This window comes from Phormidium sp. CCY1219 (genome assembly GCF_055795085.1).
This window is the reverse complement of the sequence record NZ_JAYFEQ010000407.1, coordinates 1-20271: the sequence shown is the minus strand read 5'-3', so window position 1 is coordinate 20271 and position 20271 is coordinate 1. Positions and strand designations below refer to the sequence as shown.

Genomic DNA, 20271 nt, shown 5'->3' with positions numbered 1-20271 from the left:
CGGCGGCCAATAATAGCGGCGGCGGCCAAAAAATCTACCGCTCGGCCAAAATTAGCTGGTAAATGAGGGATTGAGTTTTATGATGTCTGCGGGTTGTGCTTTGCGACGGATGTTTTCTGCTTTAGCGGTTACGGGGTTGCTCCTGACGGGGATGCCCCAACCAAGCGAGGCGCTACAGTGTTCCGGGTTAACGATTTTTGGAGGACCCGGGCGCGACAATGAGCTGAAATACTGTTTGGACAATGGGCGAGAAAATAGAAGAGATACCTATTGGTTGAAAATCCCCAAAGATAAAGTGGATGTAGCGATTCTCGAACTGAAAATCGAGTATCCGGAGAACTATCGAGGGGAATTTGATGAAGAGCAGATCGAAGTGAAAGTCAACGACGAGACGATCGCCGTGCAAGAAGTCTTCTGGGATCGAGAAAATCGCTTCATATCGATTTATCCCGTCGAACCGATTGCGGCGGATAACGAGATTGAAATCGTCTTAGACGACGTAGAGAATCCTCGGCGAGGGGGAATGTTTTACTTTAACTGCAAAGTCGTCACCCGTGGAGGTCCGCCCCTACCCCTTTACCTAGGGACCTGGGTTCTCAATATCGACTAGAGGTCAGTGAGGGGTGAAACCCAGCGCCCCGGATGAGCGTGGCCCCGGGGGAGGAGTCAAAGGGGAGCAGAGGTTCCAGTTTGGATGGTTGCATCCGAACTGGAATTTTTTAACATTGAATGATACAATCAGAATTTGTGACTTTTTTTTAGACATTAGAGTAGCAAGTCAGGAGTAATTGCTATGACACAGCGCACCCTGCATGGCACCAGCCGCAAAAGAAAGAGAGTATCCGGTTTTAGGAAACGCATGAGAACGAAAAATGGCCGGAGAGTGATTAAAGCGCGCCGCAGCAAGGGACGCCATCGGTTAGCCGTCTAGTAGCGCGGCGATCGCCCGTCAGTGGCCCAAAAAGAACGAACCGCCAGCGGGAAGCCAAAGCGATCGCAGCGGGGAGTTCTGATGCAGCGATGAGACGAGAAATTGCGAGCCAAACCAGTGGGACTGGGTTGATAGAGTTGCCGAAAAAAGCACCGTGTTGCCCCAAAAAAATCGCTTAAAGCACCCGAAAGAGTTTAAAGTCGTCTACCGGACTGGAATCACCAGAAAAACCAGTCATTTAATTTTGAGAGGGAGACGGCGCGAAGAAAATTCGCAAGTAGCGAAATCGGGGGAGCGATCGCAAGCGGAGGCAGAAGGGAAGGAATTTTATCAACCCACTCGCATTGGGATCGCGATCGCTCAGAAAGTCAGCAAGAGAGCGGTAATCCGCAATCGAATCAAGCGGCGGATCCGGGCCGGATTGAGAGAGCTGCTGCCCCGAATCGAAGCCGGGTGGGACTTAGTATTTATCGTGCGTCCCGCCGCAGTGGAGTGCAATTATCGCCAACTTCTGCAAGAATTAGAGCAGTTGTTGGCAAAAGCAGAGGTTCTCAATGGCGATTCGAGAAGAGATTTATTATGAAGGCGGACCCCACATCGGGGACTTAATCGTAAATATTTTGTTAGGATTCACGGTGATTTGCATTCCCCTAACCGTGGGAGCGATCGTGCGGGCGCTGTGGTTGCGCTACCGGATCACCAATCGGCGAATTACAGTAATTGGCGGATGGATGGGGCGCGATCGCACCGACATCGTGTACTCCGAAATCAGCAAAATAACCAGCGTACCGCGAGGTTTGGGACTGTGGGGAGATATGGTCGTCACCCTAAAAAACGGGTCGCGACTAGAAATGCGAGCCTTGCCGAAATTTCGCGACCTTTATGCCTATATCGAGGACAAATTGTCATCGAGAGCCAAACAAGCCAGCGGGACAATCGGCACTCGTTAGGGGGTGACAAGCGCGTTGCCGCGCGAAGCGCCAGACCACAACATGCAAACCCAACCCGATGGTGCCCCCACAGTTGGGAGGCGGACACAACATTGGGAAAGATAGTTAGTATTTAACTACGTAAACACAACATCTCAGCACGCACAGGTTGACATAAAACGAATGGACTTTGGAGTCGGATTTCTTTCCAACAACGTTATGCTGCCGATCCTGGATTTTTTCTACGGGATCGTGCCGAGTTACGGTTTAGCGATCGTAGCGCTGACGTTAGTAATTCGCTTTGCCCTCTATCCCCTGAGTGCAGGCTCAATTCGCAGTATGCGACGAATGAAAGTCGCCCAACCCGTGATGCAAAAGCGGGTCAAAGAAGTACAAGAACGCTATAAAGACGATCCTGCCAAACAGCAGGAAGAAATGAGCAAGGTTTACAAAGAATTTGGCAATCCCCTATCCGGGTGCTTGCCCATATTGGTACAGATGCCGGTACTGTTTGCCTTATTCGCCACCTTGCGGGGATCGCCGTTTGCCGACATCAGCTACAGCATTAACCTGGACATCTTTCCGCAAGAACAGATGGAACGGATCGTCCCGCAAGCCTTTGCCACCGAACCGAAGAATATTTACATCACCGATGGAGTTCACGTTCCCTTAGTTGCCCTGCTTCCCGGCGGGAATAAACTGAGCGTCGGCGAAAAAACCAAAGTAGAATTTCAGACCGTGGAAGGCAAACCCTTATCCCAACTGATCTCCGACTATGACAATACCGAGGTAGTGCCCCAGTGGGAAGTCACCAAAGGGGAAGATCGGGTGAGGGTGAATGAAGACGGAACCCTAGAAGCCCTGCAACCCGGTCAAGTGACCATTGAAGGGAAAATTCCGGGACTGGCAGCCAATAAAGGATTTTTGTTTATTGAAGCCCTGGGACGAGTGGGTGCCGTAGATCCCGAAGGAAATATCCATTGGGATATTGTAGGCATGGTACTGTTCTTTGGCATCAGCTTGTACGTCAACCAACTGCTCTCCGGTCAAAGTGGGCCGAGTGCCAGCGATAACCCGCAGCAGTCCACCATCAACAAACTGACCCCAGTGCTATTTTCAGGGATGTTTTTGTTCTTTCCACTGCCGGCAGGGGTACTGATGTACATGGTGATTGCCAACGTGTTTCAGACCTTGCAGACCTTCATTCTCTCCCGCGAACCCTTACCGGAAAATCTCCAGAAAGTGGTAGAAGCGCAGGAAAAAGAAGCCGCAAAAAGCAGTGGGAAAGGACGGGATGCACTTCCCTTTGAACCCGGACGGAGTAAGAAAAAAGTCTAATGGGATTGCCACATGAGAATTTAATGGAGCGAGGGCAGCAGTGGGTCGAAGAACTGCTGCATTTAGCTCGCATTTCCGGATCGGTCAGCGCCGAAAAACAAACGGACTGCTATTGGTTGACCATTGAGCCGGACAACCTGAGACCCGAACAACTCGAAATCCTCATCGGACCTTCCGGTTCAGCGCTCGATGCGATTCAGTATCTAGCCAACGCCATACTCAACCTCCGCCAGCCGAGCGATTCTCAAGCGGCGTACACCATCGAATTAGATGGGTACCGGGTGCGCCGAGAAGCCCAATTGAAAGCAATGGCAGAAGAAGCGGTGCGATCGGTGCGCGAAAGCGGGGAAGAGTTTGAAATGAAATCGCTCTCCTCTGCAGAGCGCCGTCAGGTTCATACCTTCTTGAAGGAATATGAGGATTTAGAAACCTACAGTCGGGGACAAGAACCAAATCGACGTCTCGTCGTGCGTCGTCGGTGAATCCAGCCCGGGGCATCGGATGCAGGCTAGGGAACCACCGGATCCAGACAACCCGCAGCAGGGGGTAGCGCTCGAACCCGCCGATCGCAAGGCTGGGGTGCTGTGTGCTGAGTGCTTGAAACCAGGAGGCTTTAGAACTATGCTCGAGGAAATTTACATCCCTCAATTAACCAAGGCACCGGAACGAACCGAAACGATCGCCTTTCAACAGACGATCCCGGAGCTAGACACCCTGACTCCGGTTCGAGGTCGTCTGAGCGTCGCCCATCGCGGTAACTATCTGGAAGTCTCAGCCGAAGCGGAAACCATCATCACCTTGACCTGCTATCGGTGCCTGCAACAGTACAATCACCGGCTCAAAATCAAAGCGTCGGAAATTATTTGGCTTGACGAGGAAGCCGATCGCCCCGATGACGGCCCGTTGGAACGAGAAACCCCCTTGGAAGAGTTAGTGGAAAGCCTTTCCCCTTACGGCTATTTCGACCCGCAAGAATGGCTTTACCAACAGCTATGTCTGGAAATTCCGTCTCGGCAGTTGTGCGATCGCGCCTGTTCGGGGATCGAGCCAACCCCTGACAATGCCGGGGGGTCTCAACCTGCCATCGACCGCCGTTGGGCTGCACTCGAACAACTGAAAAACCAACTGTCTAGCTAGCAGATTTTGGATGGGGGAATTGAGCGGTTAAATTAATCCAAAATCATCAAAATATCGGACCACACCTAAAGCCCTATGACTTTCCGAGAAGATTTCGAACTGCTCGTGCGAGCGCGCTATCCCATCATCTACGTTTCCACCCGAGAAGAAGAGCGCCTCGAAACTGCGATCGCGCATCTTGCCAGGGATTTGGGCAACCGAGGGGTCTATATCTGGGATTTTGTCGATGGCTACCAAGGCAACCCCAATGACGCCGGGTTCGCCCGTCGCAATCCCCTACAAGCCTTGGAACTGGTGGAAAAATTACCCGCCAGCGCCCCCGCTATCTTCATCCTGCGCGACTTTCATCGCTTCCTCGAGGATATTTCCGTATCGCGCAAACTTCGCAATCTGGCGCGTACGCTCAAATCCCAACCCAAAAATCTAGTCATCATTTCCCCTCAACTGGCGATTCCAGAGGACCTCACCGAAGTGCTGAGCGTATTGGAATTTCCCTTACCCAATGGGGCAGAAATTAAAGCCGAAGTCGAACGCCTCCTCTCGGCAATCGGGCAAACCCCAGACAACAAATTCCTCGATGAAATCGTCCGCTCTTGCCAAGGACTTTCCCTGGAACGGATTCGCAAAGTCCTCGCCAAAGCGATCGCCACTCACGGACAACTCGAACCCGATGATGTGGAACTCATCCTGGAAGAAAAACGCACCATCATCCGCCAAACCCAAATCCTCGACTTCTACCCCACTCACGAAAAAATTTCCGATATCGGCGGCTTAGACAACCTCAAAGATTGGCTCCTGCGCCGAGGCGGGTCTTTCTCCGAACGCGCCCGCCAATACGGCTTGCCCCATCCGCGCGGACTGCTGTTAGTCGGCATCCAAGGCACCGGCAAATCCTTAACCGCTAAAGCCATTTCCCACCACTGGCACCTCCCCCTCCTGCGTCTCGATGTGGGACGCCTGTTTGGGGGCTTGGTGGGAGAATCGGAATCTCGCACTCGTCAGATGATTCAGGTGGCAGAAGCTTTAGCCCCCTGCGTCCTCTGGATCGACGAAATCGATAAGGCATTTTCCGGCTTCGATAGCAAAGGCGACGGAGGTACCACCAGCCGCGTCTTCGGCACCTTTATCACTTGGTTGGCAGAAAAAACCTCCCCCGTGTTTGTCGTCGCCACCGCTAACAACATCCAAGCTTTGCCCCCGGAAATGTTACGCAAAGGTCGATTTGATGAAATCTTCTTCGTCGGATTGCCCAACCAAAAAGAACGCTCGGCCATCTTTACCGTCCATCTCTCCCGATTGCGTCCTCACAATTTGAAAAACTATGATATCGATCGCCTCGCTTATGAAACCCCCGATTTCTCAGGGGCGGAAATCGAACAAGCGCTGATCGAAGCGATGCATATTGGGTTTAGTCAAAATCGCGATTTCACCACTGATGATATTTTAGAGGCAGCCAGTCAAATCGTTCCCCTGGCTCGTACCGCCCAAGAACAAATTCAGTTGTTGAAAGATTGGGCAGCCGCCGGGAAAGCTCGTCTGGCTTCGCGATACAGTACATTAAGTAGTCGGATGCAACGTCAACTGCAACAGCCTGAATCTTAAACAAGTAGCTATGAGTATTGCGGGTATATTTAAGTTCCTGCTCGGTTTTATCTTGGCACTGGCGATCCTGGCAGGGGGCGGGGTCGCCGCTACCTTGTATTTTGTTACCAAGTTAACGGCACTGCCAGCCAGACCCACGTTTTCTAACGATAAACCCCCGGTAACGGCAACCACTTCGGCGGATAAGGACAGCCAATCCCAAGGCTCTAATGCGAGCAACCCGGGAGGGAATCAGTCTAGCGAAAACAAGCTCGAACCGGGAGCCTATCGCGCGCGCGTCACCTGGCCCGATGGCTTGATCCTGCGCGATCGCCCCAGCTATGATGCCAATTCTATCGGCGGGATCGAATTCCGGGGCGAAGTGGTCGTCCTGGAAGAAAGCTCCGATAAGGAATGGGAAAAGGTGCGCGTGGAAGGCAGCAATCAACAAGGTTGGGTCAAAGGCGGTAATACCGAGCGCATCAATTAAATCCTTGGCCACTCCCTCGGGAAGCGCCCCCGCGCAAGCGCAGTAGGGTGGAATCCACCACAAGTAGCCTGTAGGGCGGAACCCACCACACACCGCATAGCCCCAGTCTTGCAACCTGCGGGCTTTTTTCTCTTGGGGCCTTTTTAGGCATTTTATGTTAAGAAATTTAACAAAATTCAAATAAAAATTGCAAAATCGGGCAATTGGGTTTGACTAGAAAAATAAACATGCTACCGTAACATATCAACTCAAAAAATTCATTCCCAATTGCAAATATGTACGACAAAAATTCAAATACCGATTTAGCAACAGCCGCCGTTACTGCCGCTTTGGGTGCCGGTGTTGTCACCTCTTTTGCCGTCAGTCAAGGTCAGCATCCGTTGGTTGCCTTGGGCATTACCGGTTTTGCCGTAGTGGTGGCGTTATTAATCGATCGCGCGGGTTTAATTTAATCCACAATTTCTGGCACTTGGGTGGGTGGGCAAAAGCGATCGCCTTCGGTTAAGCCCACCGCCTCTCTGGGTCTGTGGTTCCCCATTCCGGGGGGTTGCCCGGGAACTGAGAAACCCGCGTTGGCTCGATAATGTTGCTACGCAGCAGGAGCTAGCAGACCGACAGGGAGGTTGAATCGAGGGGAAGGGTTAGACTAGAATAAGCTATCCTTGCTGACCCTGACGTAGCTCTTTGAGGTAAAAATGGCTATCGCGATCGCGCAAAACGAGCAAAAGCAAAAAGCGCTGAACGTAGCGCTAAACCAAATCGAGCGAAATTTTGGTAAAGGGGCGATCGTGCGCCTCGGAGATTCCCCGAACACCACAGTTGAAACCATACCCACCGGGGCACTGACGTTAGACTTAGCCCTCGGTGGCGGTTTCCCGAAGGGGCGGGTGATGGAAATTTACGGCCCTGAGAGTTCCGGGAAAACCACTGTCGCCCTCCACGCGATCGCTGAAGTGCAAAAAGCCGGCGGAATTGCCGCATTTATCGATGCCGAACATGCCCTCGACCCCACCTATGCCGCGAAATTGGGGGTGGATATCGAGAATTTGCTCGTTTCTCAACCGGATATGGGAGAAATTGCCCTAGAAATTTGCGATCGCCTGGTTCGTTCCTCCGCCGTGGATTTAGTCGTCATCGACTCCGTAGCCGCACTGGTGCCTCGCGCGGAAATCGAAGGACAGATGGGAAACCCCACCATCGGCTTGCAAGCGCGGTTAATGAGCCACGCCTTGCGCAAGATTACCGGCAATATCGGCAAATCCAACTGCAGCGTCATTTTCCTCAACCAACTGCGGCAAAAAATTGGCGTCGTCTACGGTTCCCCGGAAACCACCTCCGGCGGACAAGCCCTCAAGTTCTACGCTTCGGTTCGTCTGGACATCCGCCGCATTCAAACCCTGAAAAAAGGCACGGAACAATATGGCATCCGCGTCAAAGGGAAGGTGGCAAAGAATAAAGTCGCCCCGCCATTTAGAATTGCTGAATTTGATATTTTGTTCGGAAAAGGCATTTCTCAACTGGGCTGTTTGTTAGATATCGCCGAACAAACCGAAGTTATCCAGCGTAAAGGCTCTTGGTATAGTTATCGTGGCGATAAAATCGGACAAGGCCGCGATAATGTGGTACAATATCTGTCCGATAATCCGGAAGTGAGCCAAAAAATCGACGCCGAAGTGCGCGAAAAACTGGAACTCGGGGTCGCCGTTGACGCCAATTCCGTAGGAGGCGCGCGCAAGAAGAAGGCATCCAAATAAATCGAACTCGTTCTAACTAACTCGTTCCTAGGCTCCGCCTGGGAACGCCGCTCCCGAGGCCCCGCCTCCCTCCAGTGAATCGGCAAAATAAGCAGCACCCCGGATTGGGGCAGTTCATCTCGCCCATACCCAAAGTGCTATATTTTCCCTCGCCGCAACCAGGATATTATCGGAAAAAGGTGGGTACTGTCCACCTTTTTTTTGTGCGGACTTCCGGTTTTGGTTTAGCGCGATCGCCCCTGGCACAACCGAATAATAATCGCAGTCAGAACCGCAAATATAACTGCGGCCAAAATTGTCATTCCCGTGGCAATTGTCGGGGTTAACCAAGGCTCTGTTACCCCGAGTTCCAACAAGTACGGAGTTAAAAAATGCTCGTTGGGATCGTTTTCTTGATTCGCCGCTACGGTGGGCACCACTACGATGGGAAATTGGCTGGAAATCGAGGCAGCAATTGAACCCGCCGCCAGTCCAATGCCCCAAATGGCAACTTTGTTTTGGAAGTGGCGATCGCCCTGTACTTGCACAGTTTCTACGAGCACCCGTAACGAGGCGATCGCATTCATTAACCCATCCAGTAATTCCATCCCCGGCGCGAAACTTTCATAATCCTTTTTCAGTTGTCGCAGGTATTTTTGTGCCACCCTCTCCCGAAATCCTTCTAAAAATCCTAACTCGTTCGCCGCCTTCAGGGAAGTCAACCGAGTGGGTAACAGAACTAAGCCTTTGTTCCCTTCCGCTTTTTCCCGCAGAGAAATCAGCCGCTTTTGGTAATTTTCTAGATTCACTTCCAGTGTCTGGATTTGATACAAAAAATTGCTTAGATGAATGCCATACCGCGATTGAACCCCCTGAGCTTTTTCTAGCATCTCCTGAATTTGATAGAGCTTCGGTCTTGTTTTGCTCGCCGCTTCTATTTCTTCCAAACGCCCTTGAATCGCGACAAAATCTTGTTGCAGTTGGGCTTTTAAATACCGACTTTGACCATACGCCCACATGATTTTTGCCCGATAGCTAAACAAGCGCATCCACTCTTGGAAATTATATCTCGCCGCTTCTTTTGCCGCTCCAGCATTGGGATAAATGGCGATAATCACGTGATGATTGTCTTGAATTTCTTCAATCTTCGGCGGTGATTCGGATTCCGAGTTTTTCCCCAACTCTTGCAGTCGCAATTGGTAACGCCACAGTTCAACGATATAGCCGCCCTGAAATCGTCCTTCCCCGCACCAGTCCTGCTGCCAATTTCCATCGGGCATTAAGTTATTATAACAGGCTTTGGCAATTTCTTGCGGGCTTTTTTTCGCTGACGGGGGCAATTCCGCAGAAATCATCCAGGTTTGCCCGAGAGAGGGAGGAAGATGATGAATTTTTTCGGCGAGATAGCGTTGCAGCTTTTTCACGCAAAAGAGAGGATGAGGTTGGCTGGTATTTTTTACTGAAGTGTTGACCAACAGCCCGTAAGTATCCCCGAGGCGCACGGGATAGTAACATCCTTCTAACTCTTGTGAATTATCGACAAATCGCGCGATACCTTTTTTTTTGAGTAAGGGAACGTACTCGGCTTCAAAATCCCTGTCTTGTTTGAACAGATGGGCGTGTAAGTCGTTGGGTAGTTTGGCTTTAAAATAGGCTTGATTTTGCGCGATCGCCTGTTGGTTTTGCCCTAAACCATCGCGCAAGTCGTACAAATACAAATCCAGGGTTGGGTAAACGATTTGATTCATTTGATGCTGGGTGTTAATTTGAGTTTCTCGTTCTTAGGAGATGCCTGTAAACCTATAACCAGAGGTTCTGCCTCCATGTGCCGCGACCTCGGAATTAGTTTATCGTTAGCAGCATGAGTTGGGAACGCACAACCAGAGTTTTGGCCTTAGTGTGCCTCTCCCTCCCCCGATAATTACCGGGTTTTAATTGCCAGTAATATCATCAAAAAAACCGCTGTTGTAAAAATTGCCAAACCCGCTGAATTCCGCTAATTTTTTTAGAAGTTTGAACGGGATTGGGAGTAGATAAAACCTGAATTGCCGCGTTGAGAATTTCTTGACTGTTAACATCCGGTTCGAGTTCGGGGTTATCTTCCGTTGCCAAATCGATAAAGTGACTAAAATCTGTCGGTTCATGGATAGAGTTCGGTATTTCGCGCCCTAACTCCGCCTGAGTTGGCAGCAGGTTGGGCGGAAAGTTGCCATTGCGCTCCTGAATGTCTGTGAGGAATTCTTGATATAATGACCGCAAGTCCGGATTGCCCTCCAGAATTGCCATTAGATCCGGTTCGATGATATCCTCCCAAGTGTCGGGGGAGTACATCAGTTGTTCGCCGATATCGACCAAAGCGGTACTTTCGTCTTCAGTGAGGGGCACCTCCAGACGATTCAGCGCCAGTAACAGGGAAAGTAAACTATTGTTAAGAGAGGTGGTCATAGGACACAGAGGTGGTTTATAGTGGGAAAATCAATATTTTATTGTACTGCGTTGGGGGCATGATAGCCATGCAGCGAGAAGCGTTAGCGATCGGGATTAATCGCTATCCTTTTTTGAAGGATAGGCAGAGGAAACTGACCAAGCATCTCACCACACCGGCAGGGGATGCGGAAGCGATCGCACGACTGCTGGAAAAACATGGAGACTTCCACGTGGAACGGTTTCCGAAAAAATGGAGCGAGGGGGCGTGGCAAGTGGATCCACAGCCGCGCCTACGGTATCCACGCCAAAACTGGACTGTAGAGCATTTACAAAATGCCATTACCCAGTTGTTTCATCCGCCAAAAGAAGATTCACCGCAAACGGCGCTGCTGTTTTTTGCCGGTCATGGGTTGCGAAAACGGGAATCCGGGAGTGAGGTTTTTTTGGCAACCAGTGATGTAGTTGAGGAAAAAGGACGGTTGGGGATTTCCCTGCAGTGGTTGCGGGAATTGTTAGAAAACAGTCCGGTGAGACAGCAGATCGTGTGGTTGGATTGCTGTTTTGGCGGGGAATTGTTCCATTTTGCAGAAGCAGAGCTGGGCATTAACGGGGAAACGCGCGATCGCTTTTTTATTACCGCATCCCGCTCGGACGAGCCAGCACATCCAGAATGGAGCGGAGAACATGGGGTGCTGAGTGGGGCGCTGTTGCAGGCACTTGACCCGACCCAGAAAGCGGATGGTTTGGTGACGAATTATAGTTTAGCGCATGACATCGAGAGTTATATCGAGAGCCAACGGCAATCGGCACAGCAGGGTCAGTGCCCAGTGTGTAAAAACTGGGGCGGGTTAATTACTCTCACGAAAACAAGGGAAAACCCCGATCCACCGATATCATCATCCTACAATCCACGAGATTATCAAGACTTCTATGGAAGGCAGGGCGAATTGGAGCAGCTTGAAACTTTAGTTCAGGCATCCCGCGTTCTAGTAATGTGGGGCGAATCGGGAGTGGGAAAAACTTATTTAGCAGCGCAACTTGCAAAGCAATTCAATGGAAGGTACAAAGTGTGTTGGCTAGAAGATAAAGAGGAAGGCTTTTCCTTGGATGAACTACTCTTACAGGTCAACGACTTTTTCAAGAACAATCGGGAGTATGGCTTTGACAACACTTATGCGGAAGATAAAATTAAAAATATCGACAAGAGCAACAGATTAGTGGAATTTCTCTCCCAACGGGAAAGCCCCTATGCTTTTTTCCTAGATGGATTTCAGCGAGCTAAGCATCAAGAATTTCTTCCTCTAATTAGTAGATTTACCACCACAAAATCTTGCCATAAAATCATATTAATTGACCATGCTCCAGAAAGATCGTTAGGCCCCTTACTGGCTGGGCAAGTGAAACAATTCCCAGTTAAGGGATTTCAACGCTCAGAAGCAGTTGAATATATCGATCGAGAATGCCAAGAAACAGGCTACTGCTCGCCATCGGATATCGATGCAATTTTTGAAAAGACATCAGGGCATCCGTTAGCTATCAATCTGATTATCCAGTATCGCCGTTTACTGGGGGTACCAATGAAAACGGTGCTGGATCGTCTTGTAGAGTATGACCAACGGTATGGAAAAGAGCTAAGTAAAAGACTCTTAGAAAATGTTAAAGTCCATCTGAATGAAGAGGAACAACAAGCTTTGATGCGTCTATCGGTGTTTCGGACTCCGGTTCAACGTTCAGCGTGGTCGTATTTGGATATTTCAGAGCCTGTGGGAGACTCCCTATTGCACAACCGCTTGCTAGCCCGAATGGAGGGAGATCGGTTTCAGATGCATCCCTTAATTGCCGAGTTTTGGCGTCAAGAACCGTCTTCCGATGAAATGCTGACCTGGAGGCACAAACAAGCTGCTCTTTATTACTGGAATTTGGCAATTCAAGGTCAGTTAGAAAGCTTAGATCGTTTTATTTATCTCGAATCCTATCACCACTGGCGGGAAAGTCGAGATGAGGAAAAGGCAGCGCAAGTGGTCAACGAGCTAGTGAGTCGCATCCACGAAAAAGAAAGGCTTCCTTCAGAACGATTACTCGGATTAACATCATGGCTTCTTAGTCTTCCAGATAATGTTGTTAAGGGTAAACCCTGGCTGTTGCTAGAAAAAGGCCGCAAGCTAGAGAAACAGTTTCGTCATCAAGACGCTGAAAAGCTTTTTCAGCAAGCTTCCGATGAATTTAAGGGAGAGAATCCTAATCCACTCGGCGCTTCTGTTGCCTTGTTTTATGTAGGAAAAATGCGCGCGCTGAGGGAAGATCCGGAAGCGGCTTTGCAAGCTTTGCACTTTGTTTTGGACATGGCAGTCCAGAGAGACGATATTCCGATGCAAATCAGGACGTTAGGCAAAATGATTGGCTGCTATAACGATATTGGGAACCGTCGTGAAGCTGAAGAGGCTGCAACCGTTGCTGAAAAGTTAGCGGATCGGATTGACGATCGCTTGGGTTTAGCTTGGCTCTTATATCGCAAAGGGAGTATTGAGCGACATCAAAGCAATTACTCAAAAGCCGAGAAATTATTTGGAAAGAGTGCGGAGAGCTTCGAGGAGTTGAAAGATGTCTATAGGCAGTCGAAATCCTTGTCTCGTTTGGGGATTTGCCAAAAATTCCAGGGCAAATTTGAAGAAGCGATTGTCAGTCTAGAACGGGCAATCAAGCTTAAGGAAGCGATTCGCGATCGCCACGGCTTGGCTCGCGATCGGGATTATTTAGCAGACATATATACCATACTAGGTAACTTTTCAGAAGCGGAAAGCCTTTACATCGAGTCCTTGAAGATAAAGGAAGGAGATAATAATAAGAGCGACCCTGACTTATACGGACAAATTAAAACTTGTAACAATTTGGCCAGATTGAATTTATCGAAAGGTCGTCTAGACAAAGCGGAACATTTTATTCAAGAATCAGCGAAACGAATCGAAAAACATAACCAAGAGTATAGCGTCAATGGAGCAATTGGCCTCAACGGAGCGAGATTAATGATTCAAGGAGATCTTGAATATAGTCGAGGTCAATATAAGCGTTCGTTAGAATCTTATGAAGAAGCGGCTACTTGTTTCACCTCGCCGCATCCAGAAGTTCATAACAGCTATTCCCGGGTGGTATGGAGTAGAGGCCGTACCTATCTGGCTATGGCAAATATGACAGGTGCAAAAGAATATCTTCAACAATCTCTGGAGAATTTCAAAACATACAAGATGGAGTACCATCAGGCACTTGCCCTTACCTATTTGGCAAGATGCGAGGTTTGGGAAGATTCCGACCGAGCAGACGCTTGCGATCGGGAAGCACGGGAAATTGCTAGCAGAATAAACTCTAATTCACTTCTCGCCGTTTGTCTTGAAACGCAAGCATTGTTAGCACAACATAAGCTGTTGCCAACCTTAGACCAAAGCATCGAAGAAACCGAAAAGGTAATTCATCCAATTTTACAGTATTTTGATGAGGCTAAAGCCAGGTGTTCGGAACAGCAATTTTTAGATATTGCTAGATTAAAGAACGACAAAATACTATGGCAGCTAGCTGTAAAATACTTCTGTCAAAAACCCATTCATCCAGAGGATGCTTATGGTCTGTTAAAAAAAGAAGAATTGGCTCCAGATATTCTTCGTCTTGAATTGCTTAATGTTAAATATTTGATTTCTAGCTGCCCTCTATCCTCCTGGTCTAATTTTATTGTCCATAAACTAGCAGAGTACGCTCGGGACGTTCTTTGTCCATTGGCGGTGCGATTTGGATTTAACCAGTTGCGAGAAGAGTTGGAAGAATTGGCTTTTGCCTTTTTGGAACCCGACGATTATGAGGAGATTGAGCGCAGGATAAAAAGCCGATTTTCTAACCAGGACTGCTTCCTAGAAAAATTGACTGAAGAACTTAAAGACGAACTAGAAGAAGCTACAATAGATGCGGAACTTCAGGCTAGAATTAAAAGCAATTACAGCATCTATAAAAAAATGAAGGCTCGTCAAGTTTCTTTAGAACAAATTTTGGACATTGTGGGAGTGCGGATTATTACTAAAACCGAAAGTGAATGTTACCAAGCGCTGGCGGTAGTTCAGAAGATGGGATCGTTTTTCCAAGGTGAAGGCATTCTGACGGAAAGCCTACGCGATTATATTAAAAACCCCAAAAAAGCTACTGGATATCAATCGATTCATGTTAACATTCAATACGGAGAACCCGAACCACAAATTGTAGAATTTCAAATCAGAACGCAAACAATGCACTGGGCAGCAGAATATGGTATCAGTGTATTGGGATTAGATAGCTCCGCTCATCGTCATTACAAAGAACCAGCACATTATGCCCGACTGTCATCGCAGCACGACTACGAACAAGCGCAGCGAAAACGAGTACATCTATCAGTAGAATGCGAAGCCGACTGTGTTGAAAAAATTGGCAATTTACTTCAAAAGGGACAATTAAAACTAGATCGGGTAGTCGGCGTCGATCGAGCAGAAAATCGGCGAATTATTTTGCTGTTGGAAATGGTTGGAAAAAGACAAAACTCTTCTGCATATCAACCGGGTGAAATAGAAGCAGCGACCCGTAAACTGGTCGATCGCTTAACTCAAATCAATGGCGAAGTTAAAGTAAAAATATTGAATTTCCAAGGACAAAAGCGAACCAGCAATATACCGTTGGCCGAAAAACAGAAAATCATCCAAAACCTTACGGAAAAATCCAGTCAAGAGGAGAACTACATTTATGTATTCACACCAAAAGGAGATGTGAAAAAAATATTGAAAGCCGAGGAATTGAAAAAAACAACAGCAGAGGAATTGAAAAAAACAACAGCAGTTGATTTTGCGTATAAGATACACGAGGAGGTGGGCAACCACTGTACTGGTGCGAAAGTTAATGGAAAAATGGTTAAACTCCACACGCCGCTTCAGAATGGCGATATTGTGGAAATCATCACTGATAAAAATGGCCATCCGAGTTTAGACTGGCTGAAGTTTGTGATTACACCTACAGCCAAAAGTCGGATTCGGCGATGGTATAGGCGAGTCCATCGGCAAGAAAATATTGCCACAGGTCGAGAAAAGCTACAAAAAGAGCTGGGTAAAAATGGGTTCACATCCCTGCTCGAGTCTGAGGAAATGCAAACAGTAGCGAAGCAATGTAATTATCACAGCGTTGACGATCTACTTGCTGCCTTAGGATATGGAGATCTATCTCTTAACTCTGTGGTTAATCGCATCCGAGAAGCGACACAAATTCAACCAACTCAACCAAACGGGGCAGAAACTTCTGACCCTCAATTCCCTCATTCTGGAACATCCGGGAGGCGAAATACTTTAGACTCATCAGCCATTGTGGGAATAGAAGGAATGCCCTATCGTCTTGCAGGTTGTTGCAACCCGGTTCCAGGTCAACCCATTATTGGCATTGTTACTCGTGGTGGGGATAGAGCTATTGCGATCCACACTCAAGCATGCGCTCGAGCTAAAAATGTGTCAAAGGAACAAGTGATGCCTGTGGAATGGAATAAAGAACACAACCAGAAATACACTACTTGGATTGAAGTTGAAGTGATAGATCGACCGGGAGAACTTAACAAGATCGCAAATATTTTAGCGGAAGACAATATTAATATCCAAAATTTGCGGGCTTTAGACAGGAGATCGGACTCGGGTAAGGCTACGGCTCTCATTCCCTTATGTATTGAAGTTAATGATGTAAAACAACTCGATCGCGTATTATCGCGAATGAAAAAACTGGAAAGCTGTTTGAGTGTAAAGCGTCAACGAGTTGACTGATGCTCGCGAAGAAAAGGGGTTTTTTGAGTGAATCAGAGGATATTGACATCCACTGACAAGAAAACCAGGAACCTGCAAAAAAATTATTAGCTGGAGAATAAATGCGATCGCGCTTTTGACTGGAGAACTGCGATCGCGCTTGTGAGAAAAATCCCATTGAGGGCAGGGCAAAGCATTGCCTTGTTGTTCCTACGGGGTAAAAACAGCCGTTTTATATTCAACGTAAAACCATAGCAGGAACAACAATGAGTTTCGAGTAGGCAAACAATCAGAAGCGGAGGCACGATTTCAATCCCCCACCACCGCTCACCACAGAGGATTCACTGCGTCAATCGGGGGCGGTGAAAAACTGATGACGTAGGTAGGGCTATAGCCCCGCCTACTCACTTATCCTTACTGTTTCACTTGAATCCCGATCGCGATTAAATTCACCAAATCTGCCATTAAATCCAATTCTGTCGGTTCCCACTCTCTCGCCTGGGGGTGATGAACTTCCATCGCCCCCCACAACTGCGGGGTCTTGTGGCGACGAGTGAAAATCGGAGCCACGATCGCCGCTTTGATCTGGTGTTTTTCGCTGAATTTGCGCGCCTTCTCGGGCACCTGTGGATCTGCAGTATCGGCGATCGCGATAATTTTCCCCGCCTGAAACTCCCTTTTATACTCTGCAAACCACCCCAAACAAGGCTCTAAGTCATCCAGACAGAATTGCACGCAAAAATTTTCCTCAGTTTGGCGGCCCACAAGGGTCAAACTGCCACTTTTATGGTATAATGCCACAAACTCTACCCCCAAACACTGGGCGATGTCTGGCATCGAGCTACCAAGCACATCCTCGAGCAACTCCTCGCCGCTCAATCGGCGCAACATGCCGCGCAACAGCAGCTCTCGGGCGGTTTGTTGGCGAAAGGCGCGCGCCATGTAGGTAACTTTGTGCTGTTGTCGATGGGTTTCCAGCAGGCGACTGACGCGCTGACGCAACACCGCCCAGTGAATCGGTTTGGTGATATAATCGGTAGCACCGGCTTCAAAGGCGCGATCGACCGCTTCGCGATCGTCGAGGACGGTAATCATCAGCACCGGGATATCTTTTCCCTGGGGGAGACTCCGCAACCGACTACAGCAGGTGAAGCCATCCATCCCCGGCATCACCCCATCTAACAATACCATATCGGGACGCATCCGGAGGAATTCAGCCACCCCCCCTTCGCCATTTTTCGCCTCTACCAATTGATAGCCTTGTTCCTGCAAAGCAAGACGCAGGAGCGATCGCAGTTCATCGTCATCATTTACCACCAAAATTAAAGGCGTAACCGATTTATCATCAGCCATCATACTTCACTCTCTTTCAGTTAAAGTTCTAACGCTGGTTTTACTTTCTCATATTCCACTACCCAGTTCCATCTACCTTTTGGATTGCATTGGGGTAAAAATTGGGCGGGCGGAGATTCGCGGGTAACTCTCACCCCCTGCATTTGCAGTATTTCCAGAAGAGCCATCAGAACCGCATCCCGTGAAGGTACCGCCTCAACGGCTTTCCAACCATTCTTTGTCAAATCCTCGCCGCCTTGTCACAACCTCAGCAGTACCTCTTGCTGATTTACCGGACTATTTATAGGTATAAAAAACGCCGAACGACCTGTTGTGAGATTTTTGCCATCCTGAACGTTACGCAAGGCGTAAAAAAGCCCCAAAATTGACAATTTGTTTGGCTATTTTTTCCAGTAGCAGCCTCTTTAACAACTTCATAATAATTTCGATGGCTGATTTTATTCTAACCAGTGGAAAGAAAATTTTCCGCGATAGTAGCTGGCGATCGCCGTTGCCAAATCGCCCTTACCAGGGCACGCCAATCATCGTAAATCCCGCCCAATAATAGGGATGAGAAAGATTGTCGCTCTCTGCTTCATGCAGTTCTGGGGGCAAAGGGACTTCCTCCCCTCTTTCGGTGAGGAGTTCGCCTTCTTTTAACCTGACTTTGCCCTGAATTAAAGCAAGCTGAGCTTGTCGCAGGGCTTCGGCTTTAATTATCGAGCGATCGCTTTCCACTGAAGTTCTTAAGGTGGCGTAAAATTCACTCATCAGCGCCAAGGTGCCCGCATCGCTAACATACCACAAACTCGCGAGGGCTGAGGGCACGCCACTGTGAATCGCCAAACCCGCAAACCCCATTTCTGCTTCTACATTTCCCAACGCCGTATTGCAAGCACTCAGCACCAACAGACCCACCGAACTATCCTCGAAGCGGATCTGGTTCATCGCATCTAAAAACAGTTTTTCATCCCAAAACTGAATGTAGGAATTGTGCGGTTTTCCCGGTAAGAAATCCGCATGAGTTGCCAGGTGGACGATGGCATATTGTCCTTGCTGAAGTTGCGATCGCAGGTTGTCTAAAGTAAAAGCGCGATTGAGAAATATTTCTCCGTTGAATAACTGATTGGCAATGGTATTTAATTCCACGGGCACGGCGGGCAAGGGATTTAACTCTTGGAAAATTGACGCCCCCATTGCCAATACATCAGAACTAGTCAAGGGGTTCGTTTCCACATCGATCATATTAAAAGCTGGAATCAATCCAATGCTATAGTTTTCCACGAGAAACTTGTCCCCATCATGCAATGCAGCAAAGGGCAGCGATCGCAATCCACCCCCCACGCAAAATATCAAGGTGGCAATATTCTGTTCTTTTAATTTCGATTCTAACGGTGCGATCGCCCAGTTATAGAGTCCCTGCGCCGCACTTAAATAAGAGGTGCTATTTCGCTTGATGGGATTGGTGATTTCCCCGCGCAATTCTGCGATTAAATCCACCAGCGCCGCCCGGTTGGCATCGGGTACGCTATGGTGCATAAATTCCCCATCTGGCGTCACCAATACCACTTCCAGGCGATCGGATTGCGGAATCATATAAATTAGCGCCGGGTTTTTCCCGGTTTTTCGCCCCATCAGCGCTAGCGCATCGCCAATTTCATCTCCTAATGTGGTGACTTCAGACAAATTTCTGTCAAAGTAATTTTCGTAGTTTTTTTCCCAATCGCGTTCGAGTTGAGTAATCGCCTCGGAAAAATTTCCCAGCTCTATATGTTCTCTGACGTCTTGTTTGTGCCCGATCGCGATACCTGGTGAAGGGCGTTTTCCCCCGGGCGGGACTAAGTAATTTTTCCCAACGGGATTCGGGGCAGTTATCCCCTGAGAAATATTACTCAGCTCCATAGGCTCTTTTGCTTCTATTTCTACGCCATTTTCTAGTCTTGTTGGGGTGTTTGGCATCTGAGAAAAATTGCCATTGGTTTCCTTAGCCGCAATCGAGGATCCGGAGGCGATCGCACTTAACCCAAATAAGACTAACGGAAAAATGAATAGTTTTTTAGAGAAAAATAATGTTCCTTTCGATATTAATTTCATTTGGCTTGGTTCTCCCTTCGCAATTTAATTGTTGTCCCCGATCCTTTTCACTATAGCGGTTCTCAAGGCAATCGCCGGATTGATTGCTTTATTGTTATTATTTTATCGCCACGTCACTTTTTGCAAGTTGGCGATTGACTATAATTAATTACTAACTTTTTTAAAACAATCTTGACAATTATTCATTGCAAATTGTGGATTGTTATCTGGCAAGACCCTATCCAGGCTCTTCCAGGAGTCGGTCATTTATCGCTTTCGGAAAATATATAGGAGCAAATACAGGCCCTCGCATTAACAAAAATTCATAATGTCATCAGTCGGTGACATTATGAATGTGTTCTAAATCACATTTTCCTGAAAAAAAATCACAATTTTTTAATGTTTTCTGTCACAATGGAAGAAAGACATGCAAGGCATAGTCAGCACCCCGCTCTAAAGAGACGGGGCTTCTAGCCCCTGACTTTAGGTAGCTGACCAGCCTAAGCCCTACGAG

16 protein-coding genes are annotated in these 20271 nt (G+C 48.3%); 12 read left to right on the top strand and 4 right to left on the bottom strand.

The window, feature by feature from the left end:
* Positions 1 to 79 precede the first annotated feature (79 nt).
* From AC0QH1_RS08860 to recA, 11 genes are all read left to right on the top strand, one after another.
* Positions 80 to 610, top strand: a complete 531-nt coding sequence (locus tag AC0QH1_RS08860; protein ID WP_324630706.1) for a DUF2808 domain-containing protein — start codon at positions 80 to 82, stop codon at positions 608 to 610.
* A 183-nt stretch (positions 611 to 793) separates the two neighbouring features.
* Entirely contained in the window at positions 794 to 931 is a 138-nt protein-coding gene (gene rpmH, locus AC0QH1_RS08855; RefSeq protein WP_324630705.1) for a 50S ribosomal protein L34, read from the top strand.
* Positions 932 to 1085: 154 nt separating this feature from the next.
* Positions 1086 to 1514 (top strand): ribonuclease P protein component, encoded by a 429-nt coding sequence (rnpA, locus tag AC0QH1_RS08850; protein ID WP_324630704.1) that lies wholly within the window; start codon positions 1086 to 1088, stop codon positions 1512 to 1514.
* Positions 1486 to 1881: a PH domain-containing protein gene (locus AC0QH1_RS08845; RefSeq protein WP_324630703.1), complete on the top strand. Its 396-nt coding sequence runs from the start codon at positions 1486 to 1488 to the stop codon at positions 1879 to 1881. Before rnpA ends, AC0QH1_RS08845 begins: the two co-directional genes overlap by 29 nt.
* A 162-nt stretch (positions 1882 to 2043) precedes the next feature.
* Complete coding sequence (gene yidC, locus AC0QH1_RS08840) at positions 2044 to 3198, top strand: membrane protein insertase YidC (protein ID WP_324630702.1); 1155 nt, start codon at positions 2044 to 2046, stop codon at positions 3196 to 3198.
* Positions 3198 to 3680, top strand: a complete 483-nt coding sequence (locus AC0QH1_RS08835; protein WP_324630701.1) for a Jag family protein — start codon at positions 3198 to 3200, stop codon at positions 3678 to 3680. The genes yidC and AC0QH1_RS08835 overlap by 1 nt, the downstream gene beginning before the upstream one ends.
* A gap of 139 nt (positions 3681 to 3819) precedes the next feature.
* On the top strand, positions 3820 to 4335 hold the full coding sequence (locus tag AC0QH1_RS08830; protein WP_324630742.1) for a YceD family protein: 516 nt from the start codon (positions 3820 to 3822) through the stop codon (positions 4333 to 4335).
* Positions 4336 to 4410: 75 nt separating this feature from the next.
* Positions 4411 to 5937, top strand: coding sequence for an AAA family ATPase (locus AC0QH1_RS08825; protein WP_324630700.1), 1527 nt, complete (start codon positions 4411 to 4413; stop codon positions 5935 to 5937).
* A gap of 10 nt (positions 5938 to 5947) precedes the next feature.
* Positions 5948 to 6406: an SH3 domain-containing protein gene (locus AC0QH1_RS08820; protein ID WP_324630699.1), complete on the top strand. Its 459-nt coding sequence runs from the start codon at positions 5948 to 5950 to the stop codon at positions 6404 to 6406.
* A gap of 275 nt (positions 6407 to 6681) precedes the next feature.
* Positions 6682 to 6858: a hypothetical protein gene (locus AC0QH1_RS08815; RefSeq protein ID WP_324630698.1), complete on the top strand. Its 177-nt coding sequence runs from the start codon at positions 6682 to 6684 to the stop codon at positions 6856 to 6858.
* A gap of 243 nt (positions 6859 to 7101) precedes the next feature.
* The gene (gene recA, locus AC0QH1_RS08810; RefSeq protein ID WP_324630697.1) at positions 7102 to 8160 is read left to right on the top strand and encodes a recombinase RecA; all 1059 of its coding nucleotides are present in this window, start codon (positions 7102 to 7104) and stop codon (positions 8158 to 8160) included.
* A gap of 224 nt (positions 8161 to 8384) precedes the next feature.
* Here the strand turns inward: recA and AC0QH1_RS08805 are convergent, their stop codons facing one another.
* Both AC0QH1_RS08805 and AC0QH1_RS08800 read right to left on the bottom strand, forming a co-directional pair.
* Positions 8385 to 9887 carry a hypothetical protein gene (locus AC0QH1_RS08805; RefSeq protein ID WP_324630696.1) on the bottom strand — a complete coding sequence of 501 codons (1503 nt, stop codon included), beginning with the start codon at positions 9885 to 9887 and terminating at the stop codon, positions 8385 to 8387.
* Between the two features lie 202 nt (positions 9888 to 10089).
* Complete coding sequence (locus AC0QH1_RS08800; protein WP_324630695.1) at positions 10090 to 10584, bottom strand: hypothetical protein; 495 nt, start codon at positions 10582 to 10584, stop codon at positions 10090 to 10092.
* 11 nt (positions 10585 to 10595) lie between these two features.
* Here AC0QH1_RS08800 and AC0QH1_RS08795 point away from each other — a divergent pair, with 11 nt between their 5' ends.
* Entirely contained in the window at positions 10596 to 16373 is a 5778-nt protein-coding gene (locus tag AC0QH1_RS08795; RefSeq protein WP_324630694.1) for a tetratricopeptide repeat protein, read from the top strand.
* A gap of 393 nt (positions 16374 to 16766) precedes the next feature.
* Here AC0QH1_RS08795 and AC0QH1_RS08790 read toward each other — a convergent pair whose 3' ends face one another.
* Both AC0QH1_RS08790 and AC0QH1_RS08785 read right to left on the bottom strand, forming a co-directional pair.
* The gene (locus AC0QH1_RS08790) at positions 16767 to 17708 is read right to left on the bottom strand and encodes a response regulator (protein WP_324630692.1); all 942 of its coding nucleotides are present in this window, start codon (positions 17706 to 17708) and stop codon (positions 16767 to 16769) included.
* Positions 17709 to 18209: 501 nt separating this feature from the next.
* Complete coding sequence (locus tag AC0QH1_RS08785; protein WP_324630691.1) at positions 18210 to 19778, bottom strand: CHAT domain-containing protein; 1569 nt, start codon at positions 19776 to 19778, stop codon at positions 18210 to 18212.
* Between the last annotated feature and the right edge of the window lie 493 nt (positions 19779 to 20271).